18 protein-coding genes are annotated in these 13251 nt (G+C 44.6%); 10 read left to right on the forward strand and 8 right to left on the reverse strand.

Annotated elements, in window-relative coordinates; translation table 11 throughout:
• Window positions 1–126: 126 nt before the first annotated feature.
• Entirely contained in the window at window positions 127–1224 is a 1098-nt protein-coding gene (gene rlmN, locus HFE01_RS11665; RefSeq protein ID WP_167437929.1) for a dual-specificity RNA methyltransferase RlmN, read from the reverse strand.
• Between the two features lie 170 nt (window positions 1225–1394).
• Here rlmN and HFE01_RS27605 point away from each other — a divergent pair, with 170 nt between their 5' ends.
• Together HFE01_RS27605 and HFE01_RS11670 are read left to right on the forward strand one after the other, a co-directional pair.
• Window positions 1395–1529, forward strand: coding sequence for a hypothetical protein (locus HFE01_RS27605; RefSeq protein ID WP_256620833.1), 135 nt, complete (start codon window positions 1395–1397; stop codon window positions 1527–1529).
• The gene (locus tag HFE01_RS11670; RefSeq protein WP_167437946.1) at window positions 1474–2343 is read left to right on the forward strand and encodes an AraC family transcriptional regulator; all 870 of its coding nucleotides are present in this window, start codon (window positions 1474–1476) and stop codon (window positions 2341–2343) included. Before HFE01_RS27605 ends, HFE01_RS11670 begins: the two co-directional genes overlap by 56 nt.
• A gap of 45 nt (window positions 2344–2388) precedes the next feature.
• Here the strand turns inward: HFE01_RS11670 and HFE01_RS11675 are convergent, their stop codons facing one another.
• On the reverse strand, window positions 2389–3276 hold the full coding sequence (locus HFE01_RS11675) for a LysR family transcriptional regulator (protein ID WP_090889110.1): 888 nt from the start codon (window positions 3274–3276) through the stop codon (window positions 2389–2391).
• A 159-nt stretch (window positions 3277–3435) separates the two neighbouring features.
• Between HFE01_RS11675 and HFE01_RS11680 the strand changes: the two genes are divergently transcribed.
• On the forward strand, window positions 3436–4176 hold the full coding sequence (locus HFE01_RS11680) for an SDR family NAD(P)-dependent oxidoreductase (protein ID WP_107733692.1): 741 nt from the start codon (window positions 3436–3438) through the stop codon (window positions 4174–4176).
• A 57-nt stretch (window positions 4177–4233) separates the two neighbouring features.
• On the opposite strand, the gene HFE01_RS11685 is transcribed toward HFE01_RS11680, so the two are convergent.
• Entirely contained in the window at window positions 4234–4749 is a 516-nt protein-coding gene (locus HFE01_RS11685) for a DUF2798 domain-containing protein (protein ID WP_107733891.1), read from the reverse strand.
• Between the two features lie 155 nt (window positions 4750–4904).
• On the reverse strand, window positions 4905–5255 hold the full coding sequence (locus HFE01_RS11690) for a winged helix-turn-helix transcriptional regulator (protein WP_107733890.1): 351 nt from the start codon (window positions 5253–5255) through the stop codon (window positions 4905–4907).
• A 163-nt stretch (window positions 5256–5418) separates the two neighbouring features.
• Between HFE01_RS11690 and HFE01_RS11695 the strand changes: the two genes are divergently transcribed.
• Both HFE01_RS11695 and HFE01_RS11700 read left to right on the forward strand, forming a co-directional pair.
• Window positions 5419–5970 carry an NAD(P)H-dependent oxidoreductase gene (locus HFE01_RS11695; protein ID WP_107733691.1) on the forward strand — a complete coding sequence of 184 codons (552 nt, stop codon included), beginning with the start codon at window positions 5419–5421 and terminating at the stop codon, window positions 5968–5970.
• A 31-nt stretch (window positions 5971–6001) separates the two neighbouring features.
• Window positions 6002–6712 carry an SDR family oxidoreductase gene (locus HFE01_RS11700; protein WP_064962806.1) on the forward strand — a complete coding sequence of 237 codons (711 nt, stop codon included), beginning with the start codon at window positions 6002–6004 and terminating at the stop codon, window positions 6710–6712.
• Window positions 6713–6825: 113 nt separating this feature from the next.
• Here the strand turns inward: HFE01_RS11700 and HFE01_RS11705 are convergent, their stop codons facing one another.
• Window positions 6826–7608 (reverse strand): YheC/YheD family protein, encoded by a 783-nt coding sequence (locus HFE01_RS11705; RefSeq protein WP_016822580.1) that lies wholly within the window; start codon window positions 7606–7608, stop codon window positions 6826–6828.
• 234 nt (window positions 7609–7842) lie between these two features.
• On the opposite strand from HFE01_RS11705, the gene HFE01_RS11710 reads away from it, so the two are divergent.
• The 4 genes from HFE01_RS11710 to HFE01_RS11725 all read left to right on the forward strand — a co-directional run bounded on the left by HFE01_RS11710 (window position 7843) and on the right by HFE01_RS11725 (window position 10440).
• Window positions 7843–8388 (forward strand): glutathione peroxidase, encoded by a 546-nt coding sequence (locus HFE01_RS11710; protein ID WP_107733690.1) that lies wholly within the window; start codon window positions 7843–7845, stop codon window positions 8386–8388.
• A gap of 132 nt (window positions 8389–8520) precedes the next feature.
• Window positions 8521–9099 (forward strand): TetR/AcrR family transcriptional regulator, encoded by a 579-nt coding sequence (locus HFE01_RS11715; RefSeq protein WP_016822578.1) that lies wholly within the window; start codon window positions 8521–8523, stop codon window positions 9097–9099.
• A gap of 27 nt (window positions 9100–9126) precedes the next feature.
• Window positions 9127–9867 carry an SDR family oxidoreductase gene (locus tag HFE01_RS11720; protein ID WP_016822577.1) on the forward strand — a complete coding sequence of 247 codons (741 nt, stop codon included), beginning with the start codon at window positions 9127–9129 and terminating at the stop codon, window positions 9865–9867.
• Between the two features lie 36 nt (window positions 9868–9903).
• Complete coding sequence (locus HFE01_RS11725) at window positions 9904–10440, forward strand: Crp/Fnr family transcriptional regulator (RefSeq protein WP_107733689.1); 537 nt, start codon at window positions 9904–9906, stop codon at window positions 10438–10440.
• Here HFE01_RS11725 and HFE01_RS11730 read toward each other — a convergent pair.
• The 3 genes from HFE01_RS11730 to HFE01_RS11740 form a co-directional block, all read right to left on the reverse strand.
• Window positions 10373–10894, reverse strand: coding sequence for a DinB family protein (locus tag HFE01_RS11730; protein WP_064797576.1), 522 nt, complete (start codon window positions 10892–10894; stop codon window positions 10373–10375). The genes HFE01_RS11725 and HFE01_RS11730 overlap by 68 nt on opposite strands.
• 63 nt (window positions 10895–10957) lie before the next feature.
• Window positions 10958–11902, reverse strand: coding sequence for a helix-turn-helix transcriptional regulator (locus HFE01_RS11735; protein ID WP_167437930.1), 945 nt, complete (start codon window positions 11900–11902; stop codon window positions 10958–10960).
• 109 nt (window positions 11903–12011) lie between these two features.
• Window positions 12012–12368: a nucleotide excision repair endonuclease gene (locus HFE01_RS11740; protein ID WP_016822573.1), complete on the reverse strand. Its 357-nt coding sequence runs from the start codon at window positions 12366–12368 to the stop codon at window positions 12012–12014.
• A gap of 216 nt (window positions 12369–12584) precedes the next feature.
• Between HFE01_RS11740 and HFE01_RS11745 the strand changes: the two genes are divergently transcribed.
• A complete protein-coding gene (locus tag HFE01_RS11745) occupies window positions 12585–13208 on the forward strand; it encodes an acetate uptake transporter (protein ID WP_016822572.1) in 624 nt (207 codons plus the stop codon).
• Window positions 13209–13251: the final 43 nt, after the last annotated feature.

Consider the following 13251-nt stretch of genomic DNA (forward strand, 5'->3'; position numbering starts at 1 on the left):
AACCACTCACTATAACGTAAAAGCAGCAACTATTACGTGACTATTTTCACATTTATAGTTGGCGTTTTGTTCCATGACTCATGTATAAAAAAAGCGTACTCCTGTTAGAGAGTACGCTCGTACATTTTAACTAATCGCTTCGCGCTCCGCATTGCGGCTGCCGCTCGCATCCTTGCGAATTTGCTTGCTGCGTAGCTGTCCACAGGCCGCATCAATGTCGACTCCGTGCTCCAGCCGAACACTACAGCTAATGCCTTGCTTTTTCAACACATCATAGAAGCCAGTAATCGACTCCGACTCACTCCGCTGGTATTGACTATGCTCATCCACCGGATTGTACGGAATCAGGTTCACATTCGCCAGATTGCAACGATGGCCCACCAGCTCAGCCAGTTCGAGCGCATGCTCCTTACCGTCATTAACATCCTTCAGGAGGATGTACTCTAGCGTAATCCGACGATTGGTTTTGTCCAAATAATAATCAATCGCCTGCATGAGCTTCTCAATCGGGATCGCCCGATTGATCTTCATAATGCGGGTACGAATCTCATTATTCGGAGCGTGGAGGGAGATCGCAAGGTTGACGTGCAGATCGGAATCTGCAAACTCAATAATTTTATCAGCAAGACCACTGGTAGACACAGTAATATGCCGCGGCCCAATTGCCAGCCCTTTGTGATCCTTAATGACCCGAATGAAATTGGACAGGTTCACAAAATTATCAAACGGTTCGCCAATCCCCATTACCACAACGTGACTGACCCGGTCGCCCGGACGTTCCTGGTCCAGATACAGCTGCACCTTCATGATTTGTCCTACAATTTCACCACTGGAAAGGTCACGGCTCTTCTTCAACAATCCGCTCGCACAGAAGCTGCATCCAATGTTACATCCCACCTGGGTCGTCACACATACGGATAGTCCAAACTTATGCCGCATTAATACCGTCTCAATCAAATTCCCATCCTGCAAGCGGAACAAAAACTTGACCGTCCCGTCTGCTGATTGTTGCTTCACGTGTTCTTCCAGGGTTTCAATAGAGAAGTGCTCCGCCAACAAGCCAGTACAACTCTCGTGAACCTCTGTCATCGCCGCAAAATCAGTAATTCGTTTCCGGTACAATGCGTCCCATACCTGTAATGCCCGAGATTTTTTATGTCCATGCTCCATGAGCCATGCTGTCAATTGGTCTAACGTTAATCCATAAATGGATTCCTTTTTCATGTTCGATCCTCTTTTCACAAACGTTAAAATTCGTATTTCTATATATAAACCCTAGCCATCACGACTCGTCTCAACTATCATTGCATCATAGCATGTTTGAGCGCTCTGCGCTATTCAAACACTTCTTTTATTGTCCCAAATTTTAATTATGAACACAAGGGGGCAGGCTGATGAAACCCTGTTCAACAACAGCACGCAAAGACAGGATGACGGACACCGTGAATGATATGATTACAACCAAGGAAGGTGATGTGGTTGGAATGGTTGGTTCGGATCAAGAACGCACTCGATCTAATGGAAGATAGAATGCAGCAACCCCTCAATATCGATGAAATTGCAAAGGCGGCCTACTCGTCTCCCTTTCATTTTCAACGGATGTTTTATATGCTGACTGGCGTTACGGTAGCAGAATATGTGCGCAAACGTCGATTGACCCTGGCTGCTCAGGAGTTGAGTCTTTCTACCACCAAAGTACTGGATGTTGCGTTCAAATACGGATATGATTCCCCCGAATCTTTTTCTAAAGCGTTCCGAAAGGTACACGGTATTTCTCCCTCTGAGGCCAGAAACCCGGGAGTGAACCTGAAAGCCTTTCCGCGCATCACCTTCCACCTATCGCTGAAGGGAGATCAGGAAATGGATTATAAAATTGTAGAGAAGGCGGCGTTTACGGTCATTGGGAAGTCCATTCAAGTTACTACTAAGAACGGTGAAAATCTTCGGGAAATCCCAAAATTCTGGGATCGGCTTAACGGAGATGGCACATCAGATCGCATTCATGCCTTGGGGACAGGCGACGATATACTCGGTATATGTCTGGACATGAAGCATGGTGAGGAGACGTTTAGCTACCTTATCGCCGCAGAGGGTAACGAAGACGTAGCAGCCTCGAACGGATTAGAAGCCAGAACCATCCCGGCTGCCACCTGGGCCGTGTTTACATCCATCGGCCCTATGCCTCACTCGATCCAGAAGGTATGGCAAAGAATTTACCAAGAATGGTTCCCTGCCAGCAATTATGAGCATTCGGGCGGTCCCGAGCTGGAAGTGTATACCATGGGGGATGCTCATGCTGAGGACTACCGAAGTGAAGTATGGATTCCGATTACGAAAAAATAAACAAACGAACCGGCTGCCTATTGCAGTCGGTTTGTTATCGTATGCTCAGGACAATTGCCCCAGTTCTTTCTTTAACACAGAATAAAGCCTTGCGCTTGCTAGCTTTAGCGGTGCCTCAGTTGCTTTACAAAGAAGACCAAAGGTCATATCGATCAGGCTGCCGCTTAATTGCCTCACCGCTGTTCCTACCGGGACAGGATGGACTAGAATTTGGGGCACAAGGGCAATCCCCAATTCACATTCCACATAAGATTTCAGAGCCGTCATGCTACCAATTTCCATCGTGTCTAACGTGGTTATTCCATGTTCCTTCATGACCATTTCAAGTTTACGCCGATAGGGACAGATGGACGACGTAATAAGTAGGCGATGCCCTTGCAAATCTGCGGGTCCAATGCACTCCTTTTGTGCAAGAGGGTGATGTTCAGGCATCAAAACTACAAAATTCTCCTTAAATAAAGGTTCAAAATATAGTTCTGTACCCAAATCCGGAGCAGAGCATAATGCGATGTCCACATCCCCTTTGAGAATACGCTCGCTTAATGTAGGGGTATTCCCAAACTCAACAGAAATCCGAATGTAAGGATAATGGTTTAAGAATCGCTTTAAAATTTCAGGTAGTCGGTAACTGGCGGTCGGTTCAGTCACCCCTATGCGAATGTCGCCTGCGGTTCCCTTTTGCAGGTTCTCCATATTTTCCTGCAATTGCTCCATATCTTTTACAATATGCAGACTTTGCTCGTAAAACATCCTGCCCGCTTCAGTTAACTTTATTTTCTTGCCCCGTTCAATCAGCTGAACTCCTAGATCGGATTCCAGTCTCTGTATTTGCATCGTCACGGTGGATTGTGCATAATTCAACGCTTCCGCTGCACGCATAAAACTTCCGCAATTCACAATCATCTGAAATGTTTTAAGTGCTTTAATATCCATTCTCCTACTCCTAAGTCGCTCGTTTAATTCAGTTTTATTGAATTTCAAGTTCAGTTAATTCAATTATACATAATATAATACATCCTCTACAATGATCTATATCAGTTTGTATTATTTGGGTCACACAAAACTAGCGAGTTGGATAAGGAGCGAATATACATGAATTTATATCAAAAAGTAGCACTGGTTACAGGTGGCGGCACAGGAATTGGGAGAGCGATATGTATGGAGCTGGCGGATCGAAAGACTACAGTCGTCGTAAACTATTCCCGCTCTAAAGACGATGCAGAGGAAACTGTACGTATGATACTTGAGCAGGGAGGACGTGCAATTGCATTACAAGCAGATGTTTCCCGAGATCAGGAAGTTCGAGCGATGATCGAGCAGATTGTTCAGCAATACGGCACAGTTGATGTGCTGGTGAATAACGCCAGCATTACACATCATATTCCGATGGACGATCTAGAGGCCGTTACAGAAGAAGTGTGGAATGATCTCTTGGATGTTAATGTGAAAGGCATGTTTTACTGTGCCAGAGCCGTGGCTCCTTATATGAAGCATCGTCAACAAGGAGCTATCGTCAATCTGGGAAGTATAGCTGGACAAACAGGGCTAGGTTCCTCGCTACCCTATGCAGTATCCAAAGCAGCCGTTCACGGGCTGACTAAGTCGTTAGCACGATCGCTGGCACCTGATATTCGAGTCAATTGCATCGTACCAGGCGCGGTGGCGACAAGATGGTGGGCAGGTAGGGAAGAACAAATGAAACAATTGGCTCCTCATCTGCTGCTACAGCGCATTTCCACACCTGAGGATATTGCCAGCATGGTCTGCTCTGCCCTGGAACAGGAAGCCATGACAGGCCAGATCATTACGGTAGACAGCGGGCAAACGCTATAAGGTACTGAGCTTCTGGATAAAACAAGCCGCCTTCTCAGACAGAAGGCGGCTGTTGAGCTATCGAATACCGTCGTTAACTACGTTTTTGCCTAATGGCATCCCCATACTTGTACCTTTCACGAATCTAACAAATAAATAGCGAACAAGCGGCCCTACAATGCAGAGCTGTAGAGGAAAAGCAAACGCAAAATTCTTAACAACTAAAGAAAAGTAATTTTTAAATAATGAGCCTTCGGAAAGACTATTAAAAAAGTAAGCCGTCCCCAAACCATAAAGTGACATACAGAGAACCATGCCAATGACCATACAACATGAAAGGGATAGAATTACAAATAGCTTTTTGGATTTGTCGTACGGTAATGAGAAGGCTATTTTCTTTGCTACTGGACCGACAATACATAATTCCAATACGAAAGCAGTGATAAAACATAAAATAAATTGAAGAAGCATTGCCTTTAGAGACATGGTGCCAATCAAGCCATTTGTATATAGATTATACAATGTCATGAATACGACCATCCCCAAGCACATCATTAAACCAAAATAAAAATTTTCTTTCTTCGTTGTTGGCAATTCCATCATCCCTTCTTTTGCTTTGCTAATTATATAAATAGTCGAAACTCTCACATAAGTGAACATTTTGTGAACAATTCGATAGACACTCTTTTTTAGAACACAAAAAAGGCATCGTTCATCTCAACGATACCTTGCATGTTTCAGTTAAATCCTCAATGATCTACTTTTAAATCTAAGCCAAATCTCTTCAGCTCAATAAAAATACCTTCCAGGCGCTTCCCTTTTTCCGTTAACGAATATTCAACCCGCGGGGGAACCTCCGGATAAACCTTTCTTTCTAATAGACCGTTGTCTTCGAGTTCCCTTAGGCGCAGAGAAAGCGTCTTGGGACTAATTCCTTTCATGGATTTCTGAAGCTGGCTGAATCTCAGTGTTCCTTCGATCAGAAGGTCACGAATAATTAAAAAAGTCCATTTGGTTCCGATTAAATCAAGCGTTTGGGCAATAGGGCACGGCTGGCCTGGTATTCCTTTCGTCAATTCAATAGGTTCTGGGACATGCATAGGAACTCCCTCCACAAAAAAATCTGCTAAACCCAATGGTATCACAATAGTTCCCTTTAGGAAACTATATGAATTAAATATCACTACTTCCATAAATGAACTTACTACATATACAATATCGTCGTAGCCAATAATGTTTTCTCTACTACGAGGAGGTGAAGAGTTGAAAAATATATTAATCATTAATGGTCACCAAAAGTATGACTCTTCTGAAGGAAATCTGAACCAAACATTGATGGACCATATGGTGCGTCTCTTAAGCGAAGAGAACAAAATTAAGACAACGTCTGTTCAGAATGGTTATACCATCAGCGAGGAACAGGAAAAATTTATCTGGGCGGATGTAGTCATTTACCAAACACCTATCTATTGGTTCAGTGTTCCTGGATTATTAAAAACCTATATGGATGAGGTCTATGCCTACGGTGTATTCTTCACGGGTTCTCGCACATATGGGGGCGGAGGTTTATTAACCAATAAGAAATATATGTTATCGACGACCTGGAATGCTCCAGAAAAAGCCTTTAATGATCCAACTCAATTTTTTAAGGGCAATGGCCTAGAGGCAGCACTCCGTCATTTGCATTCTGCACATGCATTTCTCGGTATGGAGCCCTTAAAAAGCTTTGCATGCTACGACGTCATTAAAAACCCGAATATATATCAGTTTATTACTGATCTCGCAGTTCATTTGAAAGACGTATTCCATGAGTAACAAATCCAGCTAAACTATAGGAGGGATTCATTTGCAAAACCAAAAGATTGTGATTATAGGTGGAAGTTCAGGTATTGGTTTAGAAACAGCTAAGCAAATCATTTCGTTAGGAGGAGAAGTGATTATTGCCAGCCGCTCTGAAGATAAATTGCACAAGGCCAAAGAGATGCTGGGCCCTCGTGCAACAATATATGTGCTGGACACGACAGATGAGCAGCAGGTAAAGTCTTTCTTCGAAAAAGTGGGCTCCTATGACCATCTTGTAGTGAGCGCGGCAGAAACATCAGGTGGATCATTCCTTCAATCGGAAACGACAGATGCCCGCAAACTATTCGAAAATAAGTTCTGGGGCCAGTATTATGCAGCTAAATATGGGTCTTCCCAACTCTCAACCCAGGGTTCCATTACCTTATTTTCAGGAGTGGTGGCATACAAACCGATGGTCGGGTCCTCAGCACTTGGGGCTGTGAATGCAGCAGTTTCGAATCTTGGTCAGACTTTGGCGTTAGAGCTTGCTCCTATTCGCGTGAATGTCGTCTCCCCTGGCATTATTGATACACCTTCCCGCAGTAAAATGTCTGAAAACACGCGTAATCAATTCTATGGTACGGTGGCGAATAGGCTTCCTGTGAAACGAGTTGGACTTGCGGAGGATGTGGCACGAGGCGTACTTTATTTGATTGAAAATCAGTTTGTGACCGGGACAGTCCTCCATGTGGATGGCGGGCACATTTTAACATAAAAGCTTTGGCTAAGATCGATCAGTCATACAACAAAAGGAGGAGAACGCTCCCGCACCTCTGCTTGGGCGTTCTCCTCCTTATCTTATTCATAAATGATTTAAAACACTTTATCCTAATGATGATGAATACGACGTTTGTTTCTCAAAATGTTGCGAATCATCTTATGATTAGGGAGCTGCCTGAATAACATATGTCCTGGATGCGGATTGGCCTCAATAATCCAGATTTGACCGCTCTTTTCAATAGCAAGATCGATGCCCAGCTCGCGAACCGGATGATTTTGGTCAATCGTGTCGGCAATGATTCTAGAAAGCTCAATGACCTGGTCCAAAATCTCTTTCATTTTCGCTCTGTCATTTTTAAAAACCCTTAAAAGCACTTTGGACAACGGCGCCGCATGTCCTCCCTTCCGATAGTTGGTAACGACCTTTCGAGGTGCAGCGACACGGCCGGTTATCCCTGAAATGACCCATTCCGATTCTGGCTTCTGCATATACACTCTGGCATCAAAAATTGAACCTTTGTACTTGGCTAACTTAAGTCCTTGCTGTACCAAATAACGACGATGAGGTCTCCGATAGCTTCTAATTGCTCTTCTTACAGCGTGGGATCTAACGACTCTGCGACTGGAGCCGCAACGAACCTCATATCTCCTCCCTACCTTTTTCGCGCGTATGATGCCGGTTCCTCCACTGCCATAATTAGGCTTGATAAAGACAGTGCGGTAGGTATCCAGCATCCGTAAAGTCCTTGCATTCGTAATCCAGCGGGTTTCGGGCAAGTGCGAGCGTAAAATGGGATGTTGTTGCATTTCCTTGTATTGAATCATCTTTCCAATGGGCACGAATATCCCTCGATTCTGTTGGGTTTTTGCACACACTACATGAATATGCATCTATATTCTATCTTGGTAACGGCGAATGCCACAGTTTGCTATGTAAGAGGCAAATCTCCTACTCTCTCTAAGCCAAGTCTTCTTTGATTTCAAAGAGTGAGAGAGGGGTACTATGGGTCTTTACATGACGCAATTATTGCAAATACCTATAAAGTTAATCCCAATAATATATTGGACCAATAACAATTCTAGATATATGATGTATTAAAAAATAACGCGAGGAGGAACGATAACATGTCTGTTTATGATTTTCAAGCAACCTCAATTAACGGGAAACCGATTGAATTGTCAGACTATAGAGGTAAGGTTCTCCTTATTGTAAACACTGCCAGCATGTGTAGCTTCTCCAGCCAATTCGCTGATCTGCAAAAGCTCTATGAAAGACGGAGAGAACAAGGTTTTGAAATCCTTGCTTTTCCTTGTAACCAATTCAATGAAAAAGAGCCGGGTAGCAATTCGGAGGTTCAGGGAACTTGTCAAATTAAGCATGGAGTAACCTTCCCATTATTTGAGAAGACGGAGGTAAGAGGCTCTTCCCTTCATCCTTTATTTCAATATCTGACCCAACAGGCACCGTTTCAAGGCTTCGATACCCAGGCCAAAGACGGTCAATGGATGAACGATTTCTTGCAGAATAAATATCCAGAAATATACGTTGGCGACGGTATCAAGTGGAATTTTTCCAAATTCCTGATTGATCGCGGCGGCTATGTAAAAGCCAGATTTGAAGTAACAACGGCAACCTGTGCTATTGACCCTGTCATCGAATCGCTATTGTAGTTTTCTTGGTCACTTCTTTAGATTCTTAAACAAAGAGTATCAAATGACAAAAATGTATATTTGTCATTTGATACTCTTTGTGTTATCCTGACTTCAAGGAGGTGACTCACACGGTAAGTCAACCGTGTCTCTATGGAAAAGTCCTCAGATATACTGACCAAGGAACAGATTCTTATCGCGACAGAAGACACCCTTAGACGTTTTGGTGTAACCAAAAGCTCCGTGACGGATGTTGCCAAAGTGTTAGGAGTAAGTCACGGCACTATTTACCGACACTTTAAAAGTAAAGCCGAGCTTCTTGAAGGCGTGACCGAAAAATGGCTAAATGAAAAGATTATCGATCCGTTAACGGAGATATGCCAGGATTCATCTGTGCTAGGAATATCGCACTTAAAACGATATATACAGACCTTGGTCGAACTTAAGCAGTATTATGCCCGCGATGACGAGGAAATGTTCGAGATGTATACCCGGGTCACCGAGCAAGCCGCGGATTTAATCGACCAACATATCGCCCACATTGTGGATCAGCTCGCTGATATTATTGTGCGCGGGGGTATCACAGCGGATCAGCCGCCCCAACTGGCGCGTACGCTTTTCTATGCCACAGCCCGTTTTCATCATCCCGCACATGCTTATGAATGGAAGAATCCGACGATTGATCAGGAGTTTGCAGAAGTGTGGATGCTTTTAGAAAAAGGGATATCTTAAAATATATAGAAAGAAGGCCAAACACATATGAAGCATTTGGAAGGAAAAATAGCGATTATCACTGGCTCCTCCAGGGGAATTGGACGTGCCATTGCCGAGCAGCTGGCTAATCTAGGTGCTAGTGTAGTCGTCAATTATGCCAGTAGTCCGGACAGAGCTAAAGAAGTGGTAGCAGGCATTCTTCAAAAAGGCGGAAAGGCCATAGCTCTCCACGCTGATCTGAGCAAGATGGGCGATATTGAAGCCTTATTTACAAATACGATTGCTGAATTCGGCAAAGTGGATATTCTGGTTAACAACGCCGGGCTGATGATTACCAAACCTCTGGCTGAGGTGACCGAAGCTGATTTTGACCAACAATTCGCACTGAATGTAAAAGGTACTTTCTTTGCCTGTCAGCAAGCGATGAAATACATGGAGAACTACGGAAGAATCGTGAATCTGTCCACGTCCGTGATCGGACAAATGTTTCCGGCTTATAGCGTATACGCGGGTACGAAAGGCGCAGTGGAGCAATTTACCCGTCAGCTGGCCAAGGAGTTCGGAAGCAGGCAAATTACGATCAATGCCGTGGCTCCCGGTCCTGTCAACACAGAGCTTTTTCAGGCAGGAAAAACAGAGCAACAGATCGAAGGCATGAAGAAAATGAATGCTATGGGTCGTCTCGGTGAACCGGAAGATATCGCTGATGTGATTGAGTTTCTGGTCAGCGCTAAATCGCAGTGGGTTACCGGACAGACCATCCGCGTGAATGGCGGATTCATCTAAAAGCTGGAATACATGAAATGGAGGCTATACACGTTCATGATATTACACAAAGGCGAGACCTTATTTCGACAAGGGGAAACAGGCCCTTTATATCACTTAAAGAGCGGCTTGTTAAAAATTATCCGAGTCCATGAAGATGGCTCGCAAATTTTAGTTAATGTAATTGTGCCCGATGAAATTATCCCGCATCACTCTCTCATCAGTCCCAATCCTTATTATGGTACCGCGATGGCGCTGGTCACCTCAGAGATTGAGGTTCTGTCGCAAAAGGAATGGTACCTGAAGCTGGAGCAAGACCCGGCTCAATGCCGAGCCATCGCTTTGCAGCTACAGGATAAGCTGCGCATGATGCAGCAACGAATTGACCAGCTCACGGAGGTATCGCCTGCCGAGAAGCTTCGGAAGCTTCAACGCTGGTTCCACTCCTACATCGCACCCGCTACGTTAACAGACGTACTGACGCAAGAGGAAATCGGACAGTTCATCGGGCTACGCCGGGAGACGATTAACCGGCTATTGCGTGCTTCAGGCGCTCCATCTGCGAAAGATGATGACGATAATGCATCTCGATGAGTCTAAACCACTCTCCCGCATTCAACGCGCCAAATCCGGGATGAGGAGAAGTAGACGACCCTGTTGATTTCTCAACGGTTGGCTCAATCTCTCTCATTTTACGGATCACCACGTTTAATCCTTCTGCAATCTCTTCTTTGCTCGTCGGTTGGGGGGGAGTATACTGCGGAGATGGTGGGACTTGAATACGTATGGGTGGATAGCTTCCCAAGTTAAATGCGGTTGTTCCCGCCTCCGTTTTAGTCCCTTTTTCCCCATTAGACTGTAGACAAAGCTCTATGTTCCTAAGATGCATATAAAGAGCAGAGTTCACCAAATGAAGATACATTTGTCCAAGCGACCATTGTCCCTCCTGCGGTGTGTACTGCAATTGCTCCAGGGTAAAGCTGTCCAATTCAAGAAGATAGTGCTGTGCCGTTTCTTCAAAACGCTGTAATGTTTCGCTTGTATTCATATAGTAATGCCCCTCTCTATCAAAGTAGCTTTACTATACAAGAATGCTACTGACAGCATTATGTCAGTAGCATTTCAACATTTTTTCCACTTCCGTACGGACACGCTCGCGAAGCGATTCAGGCTCCAGCACTACCACATCTGCGCCCCAACCAAGTATCCATGATAGTAATTCCTCTGGGTGTCTAACACGGAAAAATACATGGATTCCATCCTCACGCTCCTCCATGGACTCCATGTAAAAATGGTTCGCTTCCTTCACTTTATCTACAATATCCGAACGGACTTGTATGTGAACATTTATGTGGCGGTCATCGGATTGCTTGTAATCCTGCAAATTAAAATCAATAGGCAACTGATAACTGTCCTCCAGCATGATCAGATCGTTCATACGCGACAAACGGAAATGGCGCAGCTGTTGCCGCAATTCGCATTGTCCAATCAAAACCCACGAACCATGAAGCAGTACCAGACCATAAGGAGCGACCACACGTACGCTTTGGCGATTCCCGTCAGCCTCTGGCATTTTTTTGGAGTAACCAAACCGAACCTTCTGTTTAGCCAATACAGCGATGCGCAGCGTTTCCAAATACGTTTTCTCTCTATGGTTTGTCCCTTTACTCACCGCCAGCAGTCTGATAGTCGTTCGCACCTGGGCAACTTCCCTGCGAACGCTCTCTGGTAAAATAGCTTCGATTTTTCTGCGTGAAGTTTGCGCCTTCATGCCATAGTCTGTATCAAATTTTTGTTCGACAAAATCTGTTCCGATTAGCAGCGCTACAGCCTCTTCTACAGTAAAGCTTACAGGAGGCAGGAAGTATCCCTCCATCAAAGAATATCCAATACCCGGTGCTCCTACAATCGGTACGCCCGATTCGCTGAGAGCCTGAATATCCCGATAGATCGTTCTCACACTCGTTTCGAAAATCGCCGCTAAATCCTCGGCCCGTATAATATCCTTACGTTGTAACTCTAGCAAGATAGCCAGCAAGCGGTCGGTTTTGTTCATACTATATCGCCCCGTCCTTGAAAGGATCTAAATGCACGAATTTAAAAGAGCAATAAGAGCAGTGCACGACTGCGGCTTATTGCTCTTTTGTCATAAAGCAGTTGCTTCTTTATTTAAAAAACACTTTTTCAACGTTATATTTAGCCTTTTGCGAATTGATGATGTAGGTTTCATAAATTTCACGATCTACCGCATCTTCCACAATACAGACCTCAATAATCGCCACTTCGTTCCGATTGGCCTTGATCGGCGATACGTTATCTTCAAAATGCTTTTTGATTCTTGGTCTTAGCTTTCTTGCCTTACCAACGAACAGCAATTCCTCCTGTGCGTTGTAAAACATAAAGATACCAGCCTTATCTCTAGGAATCAGGTGGAAATCTGTAAATCCGTAAATATGGCTGAGCTCAGGGTTAACCTGTTTGGTAATCGTGATATCTGGAGTTGGAATCGTTATATTAATCACTATGTCACTTCCTCATTCTATATAGGTGTAAATACTATCATAAATCCTGCGCTAACACCATTTAATAAATCCTTGCCCGTCACTAAACAGATCGGTAGGAATTTTATGAATTACCTACTATGCGAGTAGGTTGGTTTCCGTTACAATATGTCAGTGTGATTCTGGCATCGGCAGATTGACGCGTACTTGAATATTATTGGAGGCTTCTATTTTTTCATGCAAAATGAATCTCATTCTAACGTAAAAATCATAACGGCCGATCCGAGCGCGATCGGCCTGTTTGGCTTGGCCATTGTAACGCTTGTAGCTTCATCCCAAAAGCTTGGTCTCACTGATGGCTTGAGCTTTATTATTCCTTGGGCTATTTTTCTTGGTGCCTTTGCACAGCTGTTTGCCTGCATTCAGGATGCAAAGCATAACAACACCTTTGGCATGACGGCATTTGGTGCTTACGCCTTCTTCTGGTTAGCCGTAGCTAGTAGCTGGATGATTAAAATGGGCGTATTCGGCTCAGAGCTGGCATCAGCGGTGGATGGCAGACAGCTCGGCTTTGCCTTTGCCGGCTATCTCATCTTTACGCTCTTCATGACCATTGGAGCCATGGAGACGCATAAGGTTCTATTTTTTATTTTTGTGTTGATTGATTTTCTGTTCCTCGGCCTTAGCTTCGATGCATTTGGCATCGCCCCAGAGGTGTTCCATACCATCGCTGCTTATGCTGAAATGGGCATCGGTCTACTCTCGCTGTACGGTACAGGAGCTGCTGTCCTGAATGCACATTTTGGCCGTACATTCCTGCCCGTAGGACGACCTTTCGGCATTTTCAAACCACGTCCTTAGTTGCATACGTATATCTCCAAAGCCGCCTTTCGCGCCGATCCGC

The sequence above is a fragment of the Paenibacillus sp. EKM10P genome (genome assembly GCF_011800655.1).
In the GTDB taxonomy this organism is placed as follows: Bacteria; Bacillota; Bacilli; order Paenibacillales; family Paenibacillaceae; genus Paenibacillus; species Paenibacillus polymyxa.